The sequence below is a fragment of the Streptomyces sp. NA02950 genome, from assembly GCF_013364155.1.
GTDB lineage: Bacteria > Actinomycetota > Actinomycetes > Streptomycetales > Streptomycetaceae > Streptomyces.
Genome location: NZ_CP054916.1, coordinates 5,700,648 through 5,718,292, shown reverse-complemented (window position 1 = coordinate 5,718,292; position 17,645 = coordinate 5,700,648). Strand labels below are relative to the sequence as shown.

Annotated in this window: 14 protein-coding genes; 5 read left to right on the top strand and 9 right to left on the bottom strand. The window is 72.5% G+C overall.

Annotated features, from left to right (window positions below; translation table 11 throughout):
- Positions 1 to 154: 154 nt before the first annotated feature.
- Positions 155 to 613 carry a DUF3499 domain-containing protein gene (locus HUT19_RS25020; protein WP_176182607.1) on the bottom strand — a complete coding sequence of 153 codons (459 nt, stop codon included), beginning with the start codon at positions 611 to 613 and terminating at the stop codon, positions 155 to 157.
- Between the two features lie 341 nt (positions 614 to 954).
- On the opposite strand from HUT19_RS25020, the gene HUT19_RS25015 reads away from it, so the two are divergent.
- Positions 955 to 1,365 carry a metallopeptidase family protein gene (locus HUT19_RS25015; protein WP_176182606.1) on the top strand — a complete coding sequence of 137 codons (411 nt, stop codon included), beginning with the start codon at positions 955 to 957 and terminating at the stop codon, positions 1,363 to 1,365.
- 25 nt (positions 1,366 to 1,390) lie between these two features.
- Here HUT19_RS25015 and HUT19_RS25010 read toward each other — a convergent pair whose 3' ends face one another.
- From HUT19_RS25010 to HUT19_RS25000, 3 genes are all read right to left on the bottom strand, one after another.
- On the bottom strand, positions 1,391 to 2,977 hold the full coding sequence (locus HUT19_RS25010; RefSeq protein ID WP_176182605.1) for a DUF5719 family protein: 1,587 nt from the start codon (positions 2,975 to 2,977) through the stop codon (positions 1,391 to 1,393).
- The gene (locus HUT19_RS25005) at positions 2,974 to 7,002 is read right to left on the bottom strand and encodes a glycosyltransferase family 2 protein (RefSeq protein ID WP_176182604.1); all 4,029 of its coding nucleotides are present in this window, start codon (positions 7,000 to 7,002) and stop codon (positions 2,974 to 2,976) included. The genes HUT19_RS25010 and HUT19_RS25005 overlap by 4 nt, the downstream gene beginning before the upstream one ends.
- Before the next feature lie 181 nt (positions 7,003 to 7,183).
- Positions 7,184 to 7,447 (bottom strand): WhiB family transcriptional regulator, encoded by a 264-nt coding sequence (locus HUT19_RS25000; RefSeq protein WP_004952403.1) that lies wholly within the window; start codon positions 7,445 to 7,447, stop codon positions 7,184 to 7,186.
- Between the two features lie 553 nt (positions 7,448 to 8,000).
- Between HUT19_RS25000 and HUT19_RS24995 the strand changes: the two genes are divergently transcribed.
- The 4 genes from HUT19_RS24995 (at position 8,001) to HUT19_RS24980 (ending at position 12,024) form a co-directional block, all read left to right on the top strand.
- Positions 8,001 to 8,531 carry a cysteine dioxygenase family protein gene (locus tag HUT19_RS24995; protein WP_176182603.1) on the top strand — a complete coding sequence of 177 codons (531 nt, stop codon included), beginning with the start codon at positions 8,001 to 8,003 and terminating at the stop codon, positions 8,529 to 8,531.
- Positions 8,532 to 8,604: 73 nt separating this feature from the next.
- On the top strand, positions 8,605 to 9,591 hold the full coding sequence (gene cofD, locus HUT19_RS24990; protein ID WP_176182602.1) for a 2-phospho-L-lactate transferase: 987 nt from the start codon (positions 8,605 to 8,607) through the stop codon (positions 9,589 to 9,591).
- A complete protein-coding gene (locus HUT19_RS24985; RefSeq protein ID WP_176182601.1) occupies positions 9,588 to 10,937 on the top strand; it encodes a coenzyme F420-0:L-glutamate ligase in 1,350 nt (449 codons plus the stop codon). Before cofD ends, HUT19_RS24985 begins: the two co-directional genes overlap by 4 nt.
- A gap of 187 nt (positions 10,938 to 11,124) precedes the next feature.
- On the top strand, positions 11,125 to 12,024 hold the full coding sequence (locus HUT19_RS24980; protein ID WP_176182600.1) for a DNA-3-methyladenine glycosylase: 900 nt from the start codon (positions 11,125 to 11,127) through the stop codon (positions 12,022 to 12,024).
- A 236-nt stretch (positions 12,025 to 12,260) separates the two neighbouring features.
- Here HUT19_RS24980 and HUT19_RS24975 read toward each other — a convergent pair whose 3' ends face one another.
- The 5 genes from HUT19_RS24975 to HUT19_RS24955 form a co-directional block, all read right to left on the bottom strand.
- The gene (locus tag HUT19_RS24975) at positions 12,261 to 13,169 is read right to left on the bottom strand and encodes an SDR family oxidoreductase (RefSeq protein WP_176182599.1); all 909 of its coding nucleotides are present in this window, start codon (positions 13,167 to 13,169) and stop codon (positions 12,261 to 12,263) included.
- A 64-nt stretch (positions 13,170 to 13,233) separates the two neighbouring features.
- The gene (locus HUT19_RS24970; protein ID WP_176182598.1) at positions 13,234 to 14,619 is read right to left on the bottom strand and encodes a hypothetical protein; all 1,386 of its coding nucleotides are present in this window, start codon (positions 14,617 to 14,619) and stop codon (positions 13,234 to 13,236) included.
- Complete coding sequence (locus tag HUT19_RS24965; protein WP_176182597.1) at positions 14,616 to 15,572, bottom strand: phytanoyl-CoA dioxygenase family protein; 957 nt, start codon at positions 15,570 to 15,572, stop codon at positions 14,616 to 14,618. The genes HUT19_RS24970 and HUT19_RS24965 overlap by 4 nt, the downstream gene beginning before the upstream one ends.
- On the bottom strand, positions 15,569 to 16,357 hold the full coding sequence (locus HUT19_RS24960) for a 2-oxo acid dehydrogenase subunit E2 (protein WP_176182596.1): 789 nt from the start codon (positions 16,355 to 16,357) through the stop codon (positions 15,569 to 15,571). The genes HUT19_RS24965 and HUT19_RS24960 overlap by 4 nt, the downstream gene beginning before the upstream one ends.
- Before the next feature lie 65 nt (positions 16,358 to 16,422).
- Positions 16,423 to 17,583, bottom strand: coding sequence for an FAD-dependent monooxygenase (locus HUT19_RS24955; RefSeq protein ID WP_176182595.1), 1,161 nt, complete (start codon positions 17,581 to 17,583; stop codon positions 16,423 to 16,425).
- Between the last annotated feature and the right edge of the window lie 62 nt (positions 17,584 to 17,645).

Genomic DNA, 17,645 nt, shown 5'->3' with positions numbered 1-17,645 from the left:
TGCGCCCACTACGAGGCCGATCGTGCGGCGCGGCACACGGCGGCGGTCGGTGAACCGGGGGAACGGCCGCGTGCTGACGTGGTGACAGCTTCGCGTCCGGGAACGAGCGGGAACGTCCAGGCGTCCGGGAGTCCGGCCGCGCGGCAAGCGCGTGTCAGGAATCGGGGGAGCGCAGCACCCGCAGATGGCCCCGGCGCGGCACCTCGCGCGGATCGCCCTCGCGGCCGCTCTGTCCGCCGCCGCCCGCTCCGGACGGCCCGGAGCCGCCGCCCGCGCCCGCCGCGCGCTCGTGCGGCCGGGCGGCTTCGCGCACCGCGTTGGCCAGGGCCTCGAGATCGTCGCTGCTGGGGCGGGCCGGGCCGGTGTCGACGGCGAGCCGGACGACCTCCCAGCCGCGCGGCGCGGTGAGCCGCTCCGAGTGCTCCGAGCACAGGTCGTAGCAGTGGGGTTCGGCGTAGGTGGCCAGCGGTCCCAGAACGGCGGTCGAGTCCGCGTAGACGTACGTCAGCGTCGCGACGGCGGGGCGGCCGCAGGCGGTGCGCGAACAGCGACGTACAGGGCTCACGACGTTGGACGGTACCGCACTCTTGAGCGGGCCGCGACGACTCTCCACCAGCTCACTCCGCCGTGTCGTCCTGGTTCGCCCCGTGCACCCCATACGTGAACTTACTGGCTGACCAGCGGCTCCTTCCGGCGGAGCGGAACCCGCCGCCGAAGATTCCGGTCAGCACTCGTACGGAGAGGGGTCAGTCTGAGCCAAAGAAGCGAATCAAGAGTCGTCCGTTTATGGACGCAACCATGGCCGGAATGCTCATTTGGCGACATCGGTCATGGCTGTCCGGTAAGCGCATGCCGGTCGCCCGGCGGCGGCTACCCTCAGGAGTAATGACCAGGTCCGTACCTCCCCACCAGTCCGAGCCGCGCCCGCGCCGCCGCGATCGGCACGGTAGGGGTATGCGCGGGCCGATCGCGCCGCCCCAGGTGCCGCTTTCGGTCAGCCGCGCCGAGTCCTTCGTCGATCTTGTCCAGGACTCCGCCGATCGGCTGGAGAGACGCTGGCCACAGCTGTCGGGTGTGGACTTCACCGTGTTGGACGTGCCCACGTCGGGCAACGGCGGCGGTACCGACCCCGGCGGACCGGGCGGCTCCGACGGATGGGACGGCGAGTCCGTACCGCTCGGGCGCTTCATCGCGGCCCGCGGGGACACACCGGACCGGATCGTGATCTACCGCCGTCCGGTCGAGATCCGGGCGAAGAACCGGGACGAGCGGGCGCTGCTGGTCCACGAGGTCGTCGTCGAGCAGGTCGCGGAGCTGCTGGGGCTGGCGCCGGAGTCGGTGGACCCGCGGTACGGGCAGGAGTAGCCCCGCCCCCGGCCGTCTCCCGCGGCTACCGGGCGCTCTCGTCGTTCAGCACCGACAGGTCCTGCCGGGCCCCGGGGACCACCACCGTCCCGCCGTCGTCCGGCATCCCCTGGATCGTGAACATCGGCACGCCGTCCTGCGGCAGCGCGAGCATCCGGGAGGCGTGCACCGGACCGCCCGAGATCCGCTCGACCGTCACCGCGTAGCCGCCCTTGCCCGAGGCCGGGCGGGGCGGGGCGACGGAGGTGGTGGTGCCGCCCTTGACCGTGAAGGTCTTGCTGACGGGGCTGCCGCCGCCGCTCGCCGCCGACGCGGTCACCCGAACCCGCGCGGTGGCGCCCGGTGCCACCAGGGAGAGCGTCGAGCCCTTGGCGCGGTTGTCGGCCGCGGTGGCGGTCCGGTCGATCCGGGCGGTGGCCGGGATGAAGGCCGTCTCCTGGGCGCTGCCCTTGCCGCGGGTGACCCGCAGCGCGGCGACCACCGGGGTGGCCGCGCCCTCGCCGCCCTCGGGAGTGAGCAGCAGCGAGCCCGGCTCGCCCTTGGTCACGTCGCCGAGGTCGATCGCCGCCGTCATCCCGCTCTTGACGTGCAGGGACTCATGTCCGGCCGGAGTGATCGAACCGGTGCGCCCGGCCAGCCGCACCTTCAGGTCCGCGTCGTCGGACCCGGGCGCGAAGACGACCAGGCGGACCGAGGTCGCGTCGGCCGGGATGCCGGGGAGCGCCACGCTGGTGGCGGCCTCGGCGGAGGCCGGTAGCCAGTCGCCGCCCGCCTTCTGGTCGGCCGACTGCACGGAGGCGCCGACCCGGCCGGTGCGGGAGGTCACCCGGAGTGACACATCGGCGGCCCGCTGGTCGGTGAGGGTGGACAGCAGTACCGGGACCGTGGAGCGGCCCGGCACGGTGATCGACTCGTCGGTCGAGGGCTTGAGACGGCCGCCCGGGCCGTACAGCTTGAGGTCCACCTCGGCCGCGGCCTCGTCCGGGTTGGTCAGGTGGACGAAGTCCTGGCGGTCGCGTGCGGTGCTGGCGCCGGGGAACCAGAAGTCGGTGTCGGGCGCGGTGCAGGCGGTGCCCATCAGCCCGCGTCCGCTGCCCGCGGCGATCGTGGTGGTCTGCTGGACGGTCCAGCCGGGGGCGAAGCGGCCGTCGGCGGTGCCGATGAGGGCGGGCGCGTCCGAGCGGTCGGTGTCGGTGGTGACCGGTTTGCCGGGCTGCTTCAGTGGCAGGACCGGCTTGCCGCCGCCCGTCGCAGCGTCCCGCTGGCGCTGTTCGCCCTTGTCCTTTCCGCCCTTCCCGCCGTCGTCGCCCGCGCCCGGGTCCGTCACCTCGTCGGACGGGCTCCGCGCGGGCAGCAGCGCGGCCTCGCCGCCCCCGGCGCCCTCGGCGGCCACGTCCTTCCGCCGGGGGGTGTAGGCGGTGTAGGTGGTGCTGCCCACCTCCGAGGAGGTCGGCGTCGGGCACAGCAGGGTGGAGCGCTCGACGGGCATCCGGCTCGCCGCCTCCGCCGAGCGGTCCGGACCGTCCGACGAGCCGCCGGTGAGGGTGGCGACACCGGTGACGGCGGCCAGCGCGGTGGCGACGCCGATCAGGGACAGGGTGGTGCGGTTCATCGCTGCTGATCGCTCCCGTCGCGGCGGTCCTCGGGCTCGGCGCCGCCGTACGTCGTGTCGCCCTGCTGGGGGTACGTGCCGTCGGCGTAGGGCTGCTGCTGGTCGTAGCCGTACGGATCGGCGTACTGGCCGTGCGCGTACGGGTCCGCCGGGTACTGGCCCTCGGGGTACGGGGCGCCCTCCTGGTAACCGGCCGGATAGCCGGTGCCCTGGTAGCCGGCCTGATAGCCCTCGCCCTGGTACTCGCCCTGGTACGGGTCGCCCGGGTAGGCGCCGCCGGGGTACTCGCCGCCCTGCTGGTACGGCTCGCCCTGGTACTGGCCGCCCGGGTAGGTGCCGTATCCGGCGTCGGCGTACGTCTGGCCGTCCCACTGCTGCCCGTAACCCTGCTGGTGCGGCACCGCGTACGGCTCGCCCCCCGCGGGTGCCTGGCCGGCGTACGGATCACCGGCGGGCGGCGGCACGGTCGGGGGCGCGGGCGGCGGCACGGTCGGGGGCGCGGGGATGTCCGCGGCCTCGCCCGCGGCCACCGCGGCCTCGTCCGGCTGCCCGTGCTGGGGGCCGGGCTGCCCGGCCGGATCCGCCGGTCCCGCCTGCGCGGCCTGCGCCTCGGCGGCGGCCCGCAGCCGCCGCGCCCGTCGCCCGTCGCCCGCCAGATCCTCGGCGGTCACGGTCGTCGCGGCCACCGTGCCGTCCGCCTCCGGCAGGTCGTCGTCGACCCGGCGGCGGCGCCCCGGCAGCGCGAGGACCAGCAGGACGACCGCCAGCAGCCCCTGCGCCCAGAGCCAGGCGCTGTGGGTCATCGGTGTGTCGTAGCTGAGGTCCAGCCGGCCGCCGGTCGCGGGGAGTTCGAAGCCCTGCGCCCAGCCGTCGACGGTCTTCGCCGTCAGCGGCTTGCCGTCCAGCGTGGCCCGCCACTCCGGCGCGGCCTTGTCGGCGATCCGCAGCACCCGTCCCGCCGCGCCGTCGGGCACGGTGGTGTGCGCCTCGACCGGGCCGGAGGCGACATGCACCGGTGCGGCCGCCGAACCGGGCGCCGCCGCGGCCCCCTTCGCGGACTCCGCCGGGACGATGGAGACCCGCGAGACCCGCTGGTCGACCCGCCACAGCACACCGCCGCCCGCCTTGCTGAGCTGGGTGAGCCCCGGGGTCGCGTTCAGCACCCGCGTCATCTCGGGCGGCGCGCCCTTCTGGACGTACACATAACGGACCGCGTAGCCGCCGAGCTGACGGGTCTGGTCGGCGCCGGAGCCCGCGATCAGATGGGCCACCACACCGTCGAGCCGGGTGTCGGAGCCGCCCTGCGCCGCGAGTTCGGCGTCACCGAGCCGGGCACCGGAGCCGCGCACCAGGACGTAGTCGGCGTGTGCCGTACCGCCGCGGCCGCTGAGCACCAGGGTGCGGGCCTGGTCCTTGGTGGCACTCTCGGCCGCCACGAACGCCGGGACCTGCGAGGTGCCGTGCCGCCCGACCGGACCGTCCGCACCGCCGGTCATCCAGGCGACGGCGGCGAGCAGCGGGGCGGCGGCCGAGGCGACGGCGATGAGCAGCGCCACCGGCTGGCGCCAGCCGAAGCTCTGCGCCGCCACGCGCTCCCGCGCGCCCTCGGCGCCGACCACGGCGGCCGTCAGCAGCGCCAGGCCGTAGACGAGGGTCGCGGGTCCGGCCCAGGCCGAGCCGTTGGTGAGGGCCGCGAAGAGGAAGCCGGTGAGCGCCACGGCCCAGGCCGTGCGCACCACGAGCTGCCGCTCACCGCGCATCAGGGCGGCCAGCGCGGCCAGCACGAAGCCGATCAGCAGCAGACTGCCGCCGCCGTTGGGGCCGCCAGGGCTGAGCGAGAGCAGGTCCAGGGCGGAGGCGGAGCCGCCCGCACTGTCGAGTCCGGCCTCCTGGAAGAACCGGCCGGGGTCCGTGAACAGACCGAGCGACCAGGGAGCGAGCACCACGACCGGGGTGGCCACCGCGACCAGGAAGCGCAGTCCGTACGGCAGCAGCAGGTCGGGGTTCTCCAGGGCGCGCAGGACGACCACCCCGATGCCCAGGACCAGTGCGATCGGCCAGACGACCGGGGTGAACGCCATGGTGAAGGCGAGCAGCAGCGCATGGGCCCACGCCGCCCGCCAGCTCGGCAGCCGTCCGCCCGCGCCGCCCGCGCGGAGCCCGGCGGCGGCCGCGGCGGCCCGCGCCATCAGCGGCAGCAGTACGGCCAGTACGGCGGTGCCCAGCCGGCCCCCGGCCAGCGCACCGGTGGCGGCCGGGAGGAAGGCGTACGCGACACTGCCCCAGGCGCGCAGCAGCCGGGACTCGACCAGCGGCCGGGAGGCGAAGTACGCGATGAACCCGGCCAGCGGCACCGAGCACACCAGCAGCAGGGTCAGGGTGAAGCCGGTTGAGCCAAGGAACAGCGTCGCGAGCGCGGCCAGCGCGGCGAGGTACGGGGGTGCGGTCTGGCTGCCGCCGGTGCCGACCGGATGCCAGCCTTCCGCGTAACTGGCCCACAGACCGGAGACGCCCTCGGGCGCCGGGAGCAGTACGCCGCCGGACAGGGCGCCGCCGCCGAACAGATCCCGGCACGCGACCAGCGAGACCACCAGCAGCACCACGAAGAGCATCGGCCCCGGTTTGCGGGCGATCCGCTTGAGCCGCGCGAACTGCTCGACCTCCAGGAAGTCGGCGTCGTCGTCGCCCGGTCCGGATTCGACGGCGCCGTGCCGTCCACCGGAGGACAGCTCGGGCTCCGCCCGTCCGCCGAAGTTGCTGGCGACCTGTTCCACGGTTGCCCGTACGGTCGCGCCGGGCGGCGGGAACAGCGGCCGCAGTTCGCTCTTCTCCAGCGCGGAGCGGCCTCTGCGCTTGCGCGCGGCGAGGATCCGCTCCGGCCGCAGCAGGACGCCGAACAGCCCCGCGACCTCGTCCAGCGCCTGCCCCGGCACCTTGCCCACCAGATAGGCCAGGGTGCGCAGCAGGGTGCCGAACAGCAGCCGCAGCATCACGTACGGCAGCAGCGCGCCGCGGGTGTTGACCAGCAGCGTGTAGACGGCACCGGCCTTGTCGACGCGGTGCGGTGACGAACCGCGCGACGCGAAGCGTCTCCGTGCGGGGTGGTGGTCGGGCGACGGGCGGGCCGAACGCCCCACGCAGTCGATCGGCCGCCGCTCGCGCGCCGACGCCTCGGCGTGGCGCAGTACCGCGTCCGGCGCGATCAGCACCTGGTGACCGGTCTCATGGGCGCGCCAGCACAGGTCGACGTCGTCGCGCATCAGCGGCAGCTTGGGGTCGAAGCCGCCCAGCCGCTCCCACAGGTCGCGGCGCACCAGCATGCCCGCGCTCGACACCGACAGCACCGGCCGCACCTGGTCGTGCTGGCCCTGGTCCTGTTCGCGCCGCTCCAGCCCGGTCCAGCGGCGGCCGCTGCGGGCGATGCTGACGCCGACTTCGAGCAGTTGTCTGCGGTCGTACCAGCCGCGCAGCTTGGGGCCGATGATCGCGGGCTGCCGGTTGGCGGTCAGCTCGGCGTCGGCGACCTTCAGCAGTTCGGCCAGCGCGTCGGGGGCCGGGGCGCAGTCGTCGTGCAGCAGCCACAGCCACTGGACGGGCTCGCCGTGGGGCAGCTCCGGCATGTCGTAGGCGTCGTCCCGCCAGGTGCGGTTGACGGGGTCCCAGCCGCTGGGTCGCTTGAGATACGTCAGCTCCTCGGGGCCGAGTACCGGGGCGGTGCGGACCGCCTCGGCGACGGCCGTGCCGAAGCCGCTGCGGCGCGCGAGGTGCAGCACCCGCTCCTCGCCGAGGGCCTCGGTGAGCAGCCGGGCGGAGTCGTCCGCGCTGCCGGTGTCGGCGGCGATGACGCTCTGCACCGGGCGCTCCTGGCCGAGCAGGCCGGACAGCGCGTCGGGCAGCCATCGGGCGCCGTCGTGGGCGACCAGCACGGCGGTGACGACATGACGCGGGTACGCCGGTGCCTCGGCGGAAGCGGACGCGGCGGTGGCGGCCGGGTATTGGGCCGCCGGATGGCTGTGCACGGACATCGAGGTACGGGCCCCGGTTCGCTGGACTGCGGTGGACGCGCGCGCCCCGTGGGAACGTTGGCGCGTCTCGGACGGGCCCCCACACTAACGGCTGTGCAAGCAGGCGGTCCGCCGCCCGTCGCCGAGGCGCGGGAGGCGGACCGTCGTCCTGCGGCCGCTTCGTCCAAGCGGTGTGGATATGTCAGACAGCGGCCTTCTTCAGCCGGCGGCGCTCCCGTTCGGACAGGCCGCCCCAGATGCCGAAGCGCTCGTCATTGGCGAGGGCGTACTCGAGGCACTCGGAGCGGACCTCGCACGCGAGGCAGACCTTCTTGGCCTCACGCGTGGATCCGCCTTTTTCCGGGAAGAACGATTCGGGATCGGTCTGGGCGCACAGCGCGCGCTCCTGCCAACCGAGCTCCTCGTCCGCCTCTTCGACCAGCAGTTGCTGGAACAACTCGGTCATGTGCGCCCCTCGTCTGTTTTTGCGTCCCCATGTCCGTTGCCGTCGTGAAGCGGCAGAACGACACGAGTGAAATTACAAGTGTGCCGATCCAGGCCAGTCAAGCCGAGATCTGCTATTGGGCCTCTTATTCACTCTGCGGAACCAAGGCTGCGCGGAAAGTGTTCAAATCGGCCTAAACAAGACACTTCCCCGATTGCCGCCCCGGGCCGCTCTCCCTGACTCATCAGAGAGGACGTCCCGGACGCCGATCCCGTTGCATGCCACGGGCGGGTGCTGCGCCACTTCTCGGCATAACGCATGCACAAACCTTTCTGCCCGCAGCGCTACCGAAAGAGGTGAAAGATTGCGCCAAACGAGAGATCAAGTTGACAGGACGGCGCGGAACCCGCTCTCCTTGTCCCCATGTCAGTGACCCACGCGCCCCTCGCGACCCGTGCCCACGGGTTCCGCTGCGCTGTGCAGGCTCGCTGTCGCTGTTCCAGCTGTTGATGCCCCGAGCTCCAGCTATCTCTGCGCCCTTCCCGCATCTTTTGCCCGCTGAGGAACTCCGCACATGAACAGCGACGTCCAGATCGCCGGTGACCCGCTCGCCCTTCCGCATCTGCTGCCGCCCGTACCCGCCCACCCCTCCACCGTCTCCGCCTTCGCCGGGCTCGCCCGCACCATCGCCGCCGACCGCGACAGCTGGGCGCCGCTCATCCGGTACGACGCCACCAGCCGCTGGTACCACCGGCTGCGCACCGGCCCCGGCTATGAGATCTGGCTGCTCAGCTGGGTGCCCGGGCAGGGCAGCGGCGCCCATGACCACGGCCGTTCCTCCGGAGTGCTCACCGTTCTCCAGGGCGAGCTGACCGAACGCGTCGGCCACCACGGCGAACGCCACACCCTCAACCCCGGCGCCCAGCGCGTCTTCGCGCCCGGCTATGTCCACAACGTCGTCAACGACTCCCTCGAACCCGCCGTCAGCCTCCATGTCTACTTCCCCGGACTGACCGAAATGCCACTGCACCCCACCCAGAGCGCCGGCTCCACCGCCGCACCCGCGCTCGACGGCGTCAACGCGCTGGACGCCCTCGGCGGCTGAGCCACCACCCTCCGACCTCCGCCGACCGCCCCGAACCTCCCCGGCGCTCCGGGCGACTGCAAGACTGTCCCCCATGCGCATTGTGGTTCTGGCAGGTGGCATCGGCGGCGCCCGTTTCCTCCGCGGTCTGAAGTCGGCGGCCCCCGACGCCGACATCACCGTCATCGGGAACACCGGGGACGACATCCACCTCTTCGGGCTCAAGGTCTGCCCCGACCTCGACACCGTGATGTACACGCTCGGCGGCGGCATCCATGAGGAGCAGGGCTGGGGCCGGGCCGACGAGTCCTTCGCGGTCAAGGAGGAGTTGGCGGCCTACGGTGTGGGACCCGAGTGGTTCGGCCTCGGCGACCGCGACTTCGCGACCCATATCGTCCGTACGCAGATGATGGCCGCGGGCTATTCGCTGAGCGCCGTCACCGAGGCGCTGTGCGCGCGGTGGCAGCCGGGGGTGCGGCTGCTGCCGATGACCGACGACCGCGTCGAGACTCACGTCCTCATCGACACGGCGGACATCAGCGGCTCCGCCGCGGGCGAAGGCGACGGCCGCAAGGCCGTCCACTTCCAGGAGTACTGGGTGCGGCTGCGCGCCTCCGTACCCGCCCACGCCGTCGTCCCCGTCGGCGCCGACCAGGCCAAGCCCGCGCCCGGTGTCCTCGAGGCCATCGCCGAGTCCGACGTTGTCCTCTTCCCGCCGTCCAACCCCGTCGTCAGCGTCGGCACCATCCTCGCCGTGCCCGGTGTGCGCGAGGCCATCGCCGACGCCGGGGTGCCGGTCGTCGGCCTCTCGCCCATCGTCGGCGACGCGCCCGTGCGCGGCATGGCCGACAAGGTGCTCGCCGCCGTCGGCGTCGAGTCCACCGCCGCCGCCGTCGCCGAGCACTACGGCTCCGGGCTGCTCGACGGCTGGCTCGTCGACACCGTCGACGCGGGCACGGTCGACGATGTCGAGGGCGCCGGGATCCGCTGCAAGGCCGTCCCGCTGATGATGACCGACACCGAGGCCACCGCCCGGATGGCCGCGGAGGCGCTGGCGCTGGCCGAGGAGGTGCGGGCATGAGCGACTCCCCTCGGCCCGGCGAGGCACCGTCGTACCGGGTGTGGGCCCTCCCCGGGATCCCCGAGGTACGGCACGGCGACGACCTCGCCAAGCTCATCGCCGACGCCGCGACCTCCGACGGCCTGCCCGGGCTCGCCGACGGCGATGTCCTGGCCGTCACCTCGAAGATCGTCAGCAAGGCCGAGGGGCGCGTGGTCGAGGCCGACGACCGCGAGGCGGCCATAGACACCGAGACGGTACGCGTCGTCGCCCGGCGCGGAGCCACCCGCATCGTCGAGACCCGGCACGGTCTGGTCATGGCCGCCGCCGGGGTCGACGCCTCCAACACCCCCGCCGGAACCGTGCTGTTGCTCCCCGAGGACCCCGACGCCTCCGCGCGCGCCCTGCGGGACGGACTGCGGGACGCGCTCGGTGTCGAGCTCGGCATCATCGTCACCGACACCTTCGGGCGGCCCTGGCGCACCGGGGTCACCGACGTCGCCATCGGCGCGGCCGGGGTTCACGTCCTGGACGATCTGCGGGGCGGCTCCGACACCCACGGCAACCCGCTGAGCGCCACCGTCGTCGCCACCGCCGACGAGCTGGCCGCCGCCGGTGAGCTGGTCAAGGGCAAGGCGGGCGGACTGCCGGTGGCCGTGGTGCGGGGGCTGCCGCACGTCGTCGCGGACCGGGAGGACCCGGGCCCGGACCCCGGTGCGCGGGCGCTGGTGCGCAATGCCGCCGACGACATGTTCCGGCTGGGCACCTCCGAGGCCGTACGGGAGGCCGTCGCCCTGCGGCGTACGGTGCGCGAGTTCACCGACGAGCCGGTGGATGGCGCGGCGGTACGGCGCGCCGTGGCCGCCGCCGTGACGGCGCCCGCGCCGCACCACACGACGCCATGGCGGTTTGTGCTGCTGGAGTCGGAGGAATCGCGGCTCCGGTTGCTCGACGCGATGCGGGACGCGTGGATCGGGGACCTGCGCGGCGACGGCTTCTCCGAGGAGAGCATCGCCAAGCGGGTACGGCGCGGGGATGTGCTCCGCAAGGCTCCGTACCTGGTGGTGCCGTGCCTGGTCGCGGACGGGGCGCATGCGTACCCGGACGCGCGGCGCAACGCGGCCGAGCGCGAGATGTTCGTGGTGGCGGCGGGGGCCGGGGTGCAGAACCTGCTGGTCGCGCTGGCGGGCGAGCGGCTGGGGTCGGCATGGGTGTCGTCGACGATGTTCTGCCGCCCGGTGGTGCGGGAGGTGCTGGACCTGCCGGAGGACTGGGACCCGATGGGCGCGGTAGCGGTCGGCCACGCGGCCGCCCCGCCGAAGGAACGGCCGGAGCGGGACGCGGCGGGGTTCATGGTCGTGCGGTAGGTGACTGCCGTTCCCGGGGGCGCACGACTGCGGTGCGCACGCGGTGGGCGGGGGCGCGCGTTGTGCGGAGGGGGTCGCGGGGGCGGTGGTTGTGGGCCGGACTCACGCCGCGCCCTTGCCGCGCACGGGTGGCCCCCGCATCGCCCGGCCACCTTCGGCTGTCCTGGGGGAGTCGTAGGGTGGCGGCGTGTCTGTCAGTCGTACCTGGACCCCCTCGGGGCCCTATGACCTCGCGCGCAGTCTGTGCGTGCTCCAGCGGGGGCCGGGGGATCCGGCGTTCCGGGCGGACGGGGCGTTCTGGCGGGCGAGCCGGACCCCGGAGGGGCCCGGCACCATCCGTATCGCGCGCCGCGGCGGCGACATCGAGGCCCACGCCTGGGGGCCGGGAGCGCAGTGGCTGCTCGACGGGCTTCCCGCGCTCCTCGGCGCGGACGACGACCCCTCCGGCTTCACCCCGCGCCACCGCCTCGTCCACGAGGCACACCGCCGCCACCCCGGTCTGCGCCTCATCCGCACCGGGCTGGTCCTCGAGTCGCTGATCCCCTCGATCCTCGAGCAGAAGGTCACCAGCGACGAGGCGTACCGCGCCTGGCGGTTGCTGCTCCAGCGGCACGGCGAGCCCGCGCCGGGTCCGGCCGAGCGGATGCGGGTGATGCCCGATCCGCGCGCCTGGTCGCTGATCCCGTCCTGGGAGTGGCACAAGGCGGGCGTCGACTCCAAGCGCTCGGCGACGATCCTGCGGGCCGTCCGGGTCGCCCGGCGGCTGGAGGAGGCCGCGGCCATGGATCTCGCCGCCGCCTCCGCCCGCCTCCAGCTGATACCGGGCATCGGGCCCTGGACGGCGGCCGAGACCCTTCAGCGCAGCAACGGCACCCCGGACGCGATCACGGTCGGCGACCTTCACCTGCCGCGCATCGTCGGCTACGCGCTCACCGGGCAGCGCGGTACGGACGACGCGGCGATGCTCGAACTGCTGGCCCCCTACGCGGGCCAGCGCCACCGGGCGGCCCGGTTGATCCTGCTGTCCGGCCGCACCCCTCCGCGCCGTGCACCGCGCTTCGCGGTCAGGGACTTCCGCGCCATGTAGTCGGGGAGGCCGGCGACGAGACGGGAGGGGCGGGGGCGCAGGGGTGGGTCCTGGACGCTGCGGGGTCCCCCATGCCGAAGGCCAGGGGCGTATGTGTGGCGCCTCATCTCCGGCCCACCCGACGTCTCCGGGCACCGGCGCCAGAAATACACGGTCCAGGGCCCGCCCCGGAGGCCCCGCACCCGCACCCGACCACCCAGCACCCCCGCCCCACGCACCCGGGTACGCCGCGCGGCTCAGCCGACCGACGGTACGCGCTTCGCGCGGCCGCGTGACACCACGTCGAACCCCGCGTCCAGCACCGCGTCCGGAAGCATCCGGGCAAGCAGGTTGGTGGCTCGTGCGTCAGAGCCCACGCTGTAGCGTGTCCTGGGCCGCACGGCCGTGAGCGCCCGCGTCACGGCCTTGGAGAAGTTCTCCGGACGCGTGGAGCTGGTCAGGGCCCGGTTCTCGTTCATCTCGAGAAACCGCAGGAACGGTTCGCGGTACAGATCCGCGATGTCACGCGAGGATGCGCTGAGGACGTCCTGGCCGACCTGGGAGACCTTCCCCCAGATCGGTGTGTTGATCGCGCCTGGCTGTATCACCGCGACATCGACGCCAGTCGGTTTGAGTTCACGGCGGAGTGCGTCGCTGAGTCCTTCCTTCGCGAACTGCGATGAGGCGTAGGCACCCAGAAACGGACTGGATATCCGCCCGAGTCCGGAACTGACGTTCACAATCCGCCCACGTGCCGCCCGCAGCTGGGGAAGGAGTGCCTGCGTCACGGCGAGGTGACCGACGAGATTGGTTTCCAGTTGCCAACGCATCTGCGCGGGCGTGACGCACTCCAGCGGTGCCGACACACAGATTCCCGCATTGTTGACAAGGCCCCACAGGCCCTTCCCGTCCACCGCGTCCGCGACCACCTCGGCCGCCGTGCCGATCGAGTCCTCACAGGTCACATCCAGCATCAGGGGGTAGAGCGCGCCGGACTGCGAAGCGACGGCGAGCTCCTCGGCGTCACTCGTCCTCCGCACCCCGGCGAAAACCTGGAAGCCGAGCCGGTCCAGGTGGAGTGCGCATGCCCTGCCGAGCCCGGATGAGGCCCCTGTGACCACGACGGTCCGGCCTCGCGGAGAGATCCTTTTCGAGCTTGCGAACATCAGGCGTCTGCCCTTCTCAGGTGTTTCCAGGATGAGTACGGAGTTCCGCGGTCTGCTTCACGCCTCAGGCGTGAACAGCGGACATCAGCGTGTTCAGGCATCCGGCGGCGAGCTTCTCCGCACGGGCTTTCGGCACAATGCCGTCGACATAAGTGAAGTTGCAAAAGAGGTGACCGTGAGTCGTGTTGACCGTGGCCACGAAGTAGCCGGAGACCGAGATGCCCGCGATGAACTGCGCGTCAGAGATCCGCCAGGGTCCCACGGCGCTGGGAAATTCATGGCGACCGAGGTTGGACAGGCACAGATTGCCCGGGCCCTGTGCCTCCACGCGCCGGAGGAACGACGCGCTCGTCTCCGGTGTGCGCGGCCCTGCCCACCGCAACAGATTGATCATGGAGAGGTGTTCGCCGCGCTGCCTGCGCCGGGCCAGATCCCGGCCGATGGCGCGGGCCATGGGCCACATCGGCGCACCGGGCCGGTAGTGGGCGAACGACGGGAGGGTCGCCACATAGGCACCGACGGCGTTACGGGGCACCGGCGGCACGAGTTCGCCGCGGAAGTCGACGGGGGATCCGATCGTGAAGTGGCCCGGTCCGTCCTCGCCCGTGTCGCACGCGGCGGCGGTGACCATCGCCGCGCTGAGCGCCGCGTGCACCGTCACGCCCTCCTGGCGGCACCTGCGGACGAGCCGGTCGAGCTCAGCAGGACGCAGCGACCGGTGCAGGAGCCGGGTGCGCCGCTGGGCGAACGGCACCTGCTGCGTGGGCATCATCCTCCTCGGGCGGTAGCGCAACCGTGCTCCCTGATCACTGAGTTGGTGCCGCAGGGTGGCAGCGGCACCGGCCGGCCCCCGGTGCCGGAGCGGGAACATGTCCTCGGGCGCCGGGAGGAAGGGCGCCTCGACGACGGACAGCTCCGGGTGGCCGGGCGCGGGCGGTGAGCCCGAGCGGAGCCGGGCGGCGAGCCCGATCCACTCCCGCAGCAGCGAAAGGGCCGTCGTCCCGTCCGCGATGCAGTGGGAGAGCGTGAGCAGCAGGTCGTGGACATCGTCCGATGTCCCGTCAGCCCCCTCTTGGGTGAGGACGACCGCGCGCGCCAGCGGACCGGTGCGCACATCGATCCGCGACGGGAGCTCCCGCTCGTCGACCTCCCGCTCCCAGGGCGCGGGTTCCCGGTCCGCCGCGATGGCCCGGGCGTGACGCAGCGGAATGGCGCTCCTGGGACAGGGCACGAACACGGGCCGTCCCCGCGCGCCGTCCGCGGCGATGGCCACGCGCAGCAACGGATGCCGGGCCTGCAGCGCGTCGAGCGCACGCCGCAGCAGCGGCTCCGGCAGCGTTCCCCGCACCCGGGTCCGGCCGATGACGTTGAGGGGCGAGGTCTGGTCGGCGATCCAGTACCAGCGCTCCAGGGGGCTCAGCGGCCGGCCCTGTTCCCCGGGCGCGCTCATCCGTCCCGGCCCTGCGTGCGCTGGAAACGCCTGGGATTGAGGGCGCGCAGGACCTCCATCGCGGCCTGCTCCCGGAAGGTGCCCAGGAGGGCGCCGACGTCGTGGGGCACCTTTACGCTGCTGATGTCGGCCGGTGGGTCGGGCAGTATCTCGGGGAAGAGCGGGCCGCCCATGGGATCGCCCTTGGACAGCCCGTGTTTGCGCAGCAGCGGCATGGTGTGGGGGCGGGGGTCGTAGCGGGCGTCGTCACCGGTGAACCGGAGGGCGACGGCCCGGCGCCCCCGGGTCAGGGAGGCTCCGCCCGCGCCGTGGACGATCTTCGGCCCGAAGACGAGCACGTCGCCGGGCTCCATGTCCCACCGGATGATGTCGTACTCATCCCGGTTGGCTTCGACGTCCGGGCACCAGTCGAGGTCCGCGGCGAGCAGGTTCGCGTTGTACTCGGCCGTCTCGACGCGGTACTTCTTGCCCCATCGATGGGAGCCCCGCACGAATTCCAGGGCGCCGTTCTCCTTGGTGACGCGGTCGGCCGTGACCCACACGTTGATGATGTGCTCACCCGACACCGGCCATGCCGCGGCGTCCTGGTGCCAGGGCGTGGGCAGGGTGCTGCCCGGGAACTTGCAGAAGACCTCGTCGTAGAAGAGATTGACGCGCCGGGAACCCATGGCCTGCGCCGCGATGTCCGCGAGAGGCGAGCGGAACCACAACTCCCGGATCACCCGGTTCTTCAGCCATACGAAATGGTCGTGGTAGAGCCCCTCCTTCCGCCGCGAGATGTAGCGGCCGATCCACGTCGGATCCGCGGCCGCCTGATCGAGCGCGTCCCGGACCCGCTGGACCCATACGGCGTCAAGGGCTCCGCGGAGGCAGATGACACCGTCCTGGTCCAGCGCCTTGGACTCCTCGCCGGTGAGGGCACGGCCGGCAACCGTGCCCGGGTGATGCTTCATGACTCACTCCAGTCTTCGAGAATGCGGCAGGTTTCGTTGAGGACACGTGCGGCGAGGGCACCGTCGAGCGCGGCGTGATCGAACGCGAGGACCAGTTCCATCACCGGGCGGATCAGCACGTGCCCGTCCCGGGCCACGGGCGTGTCCACCGTCGCCGCGCCGACGAAACTGAGGGTGTTGACGGTCTGGGGGTAGGCGGCGGTGATCCGCGGATCGCCGAGCCTGGTGACGGCGAATCCGCCCTCGATCGCTCCACGCCTCTTGGGGTCCCTGGTGACGAGGTGGTGGACGATGCGACCGAGCCACAGGGGAAGCCGGTGCAGGGCTCGTAGTCCACGGAGCTCTTCGAGCTGCTCGTACGGGGTCTTCCGATGATGGTCGAGAGCCCGCTGGATGTCGACGAGGTCCATCTGGTCGGTTCGCGGCAGCACGGCAGCGCTCACCGAGGCGACTCCCCTGATCTCCTTGTCGAAAAGCACCTTGCAGTCGATGGTTTCGTACGCATGGACCTTCGGGACCCAGGTACGGCGAACGGCCACGTTCGCCTCCGGGTACTTTCGAATCGCCAGCGCCGCCGCCTTGGCGATGAAGGAGGTCGTGCTGATGTGGTGACCGCGTTCCCGGTAGGTCCGCTGTGCCTCCCTGACCCGGGCCATGTCGACCCGGGCGAGGCAACTGCAGGGCGCCAGCTGCCTGGACTGCCGCACGAAGTAGTAGATGTGGCTCCGCCCCTTCGGAAAGCCACGCGAGGGTGCGGCGGGAGATGTCTTCTCCGAATGGCTCATCACGCTGATGTCACGTCGGGTACCCAATAGATGTCCTGCGGCCCGCCCCGGGCGCCCCGCCCTCATCAGGCGGCGGCCCGGTATCGCAGGACGGACTGGTTCTGGCGATACAGCACGGACTTCGGCACCCAGCGGAAGTAGGCGTCGCGCAGCGCGCGCGGCAGGGGGCGCTCGAACTGCTCGATCAGACTCAGGGTGCGCGACTTCTGCACCAGCTGCCGGGTGCGCTCGCGGCGCCTGCTCTCGTAGCGGCGGAGCGCGGACGGCACGTCCGCCACGGTGGCGAGGCTCTCCGCCAGGACGACGGCGTCCTCCACCGCCATGCCCGCCCCTTGCCCGAGGCTGGTCAGCATCGGATGTGCCGCGTCCCCCAGGAGCGTCACCCGTCCCTGGCCCCACCGGTCGAGGAACCGCCGATCCTGTGCCGGTACGCTGATGATCGCCTGTTGGGGTGTGGCCCGGATCGCTGCCTGCACCTCGTCCGCCCAGTCCACGAAGGCCAGGGCGATATCCCGCCTGTCCCCCTGCCAACCGCGTGCCGCGGCAGGCGACATGTTCTTCGTCCCCCACCAGTAGGTACGGCCATGGCCGATGTCGATGAGGCCGAAACGCTGCCCCGGCCCCCAGTAGTGACGGACAGAGCCGCCGGGCTCTTGCGGACAGGCAGCGGTCGCCAGCCAGCAGATGTACCCCGCTTCGCGCGCCTTCTCCGGCCCCGCCACCTGCCGTCGGATCACCGAATGGAAACCGTCGGCGCCCAGCAGCACATCGCCCCTGGCTTCGCGGCCGTCCGCGAAGTGGACCCGGACACCGTCCGCGGTGGTCTCGAAACCGGAGGCGGCAGCGCCCAGTGTGATCGGGCGGTCCCCGAGCGCGTCGAGCAACGCGTGCTGGAGGTCGGCGCGGTGGATGTTGACGCTGGGCGCCCCGAGACGGTCACCGATCTGTTTGAGCGGGAGCGTTCTGATCGGACGGCCGTCACTGGTCAGCAACTGGAAGGACTCGATGGCCCGGCCGCGCCGGTCGAGCCCGAGGTCGATCCCCAGGGTGCCCAGGGCGGAGAGCGCGTTGCTCATGATCGACAGTCCGGTCCCGGCGGTGCGAAGGGCCCGCGCACGCTCGTAGACCTCGACGTGGATCCCGATTCGGCGCAGCGCGACGGCGGCGGTCAACCCACCGATGCCGGCACCGATAATGATCACTTTGGGGGTACGGTTCGGAGCCATGTCACTCTCCCGGCATCGGAACAGGTCGGGGCCTGCGGAAACCTCAACGGGCCGTGGTGGCC

What these genes read in the sequence shown, in the direction of transcription:
- cofD (WP_176182602.1), top strand. Translation starts at nt 8,605, where the DNA reads ATGCGCATTGTGGTTCTGGCAGGTGGCATCGGCGGCGCCCGTTTCCTC.
- HUT19_RS24955 (WP_176182595.1), bottom strand. Translation starts at nt 17,583, where the DNA reads ATGGCTCCGAACCGTACCCCCAAAGTGATCATTATCGGTGCCGGCATC.
- HUT19_RS24995 (WP_176182603.1), top strand. Translation starts at nt 8,001, where the DNA reads ATGAACAGCGACGTCCAGATCGCCGGTGACCCGCTCGCCCTTCCGCAT.
- HUT19_RS25010 (WP_176182605.1), bottom strand. Translation starts at nt 2,977, where the DNA reads ATGAACCGCACCACCCTGTCCCTGATCGGCGTCGCCACCGCGCTGGCC.
- HUT19_RS25000 (WP_004952403.1), bottom strand. Translation starts at nt 7,447, where the DNA reads ATGACCGAGTTGTTCCAGCAACTGCTGGTCGAAGAGGCGGACGAGGAG.
- HUT19_RS24975 (WP_176182599.1), bottom strand. Translation starts at nt 13,169, where the DNA reads ATGTTCGCAAGCTCGAAAAGGATCTCTCCGCGAGGCCGGACCGTCGTG.
- HUT19_RS25015 (WP_176182606.1), top strand. Translation starts at nt 955, where the DNA reads ATGCGCGGGCCGATCGCGCCGCCCCAGGTGCCGCTTTCGGTCAGCCGC.
- HUT19_RS24970 (WP_176182598.1), bottom strand. Translation starts at nt 14,619, where the DNA reads ATGAGCGCGCCCGGGGAACAGGGCCGGCCGCTGAGCCCCCTGGAGCGC.
- HUT19_RS24965 (WP_176182597.1), bottom strand. Translation starts at nt 15,572, where the DNA reads ATGAAGCATCACCCGGGCACGGTTGCCGGCCGTGCCCTCACCGGCGAG.
- HUT19_RS24960 (WP_176182596.1), bottom strand. Translation starts at nt 16,357, where the DNA reads ATGAGCCATTCGGAGAAGACATCTCCCGCCGCACCCTCGCGTGGCTTT.
- HUT19_RS24985 (WP_176182601.1), top strand. Translation starts at nt 9,588, where the DNA reads ATGAGCGACTCCCCTCGGCCCGGCGAGGCACCGTCGTACCGGGTGTGG.
- HUT19_RS25005 (WP_176182604.1), bottom strand. Translation starts at nt 7,002, where the DNA reads ATGTCCGTGCACAGCCATCCGGCGGCCCAATACCCGGCCGCCACCGCC.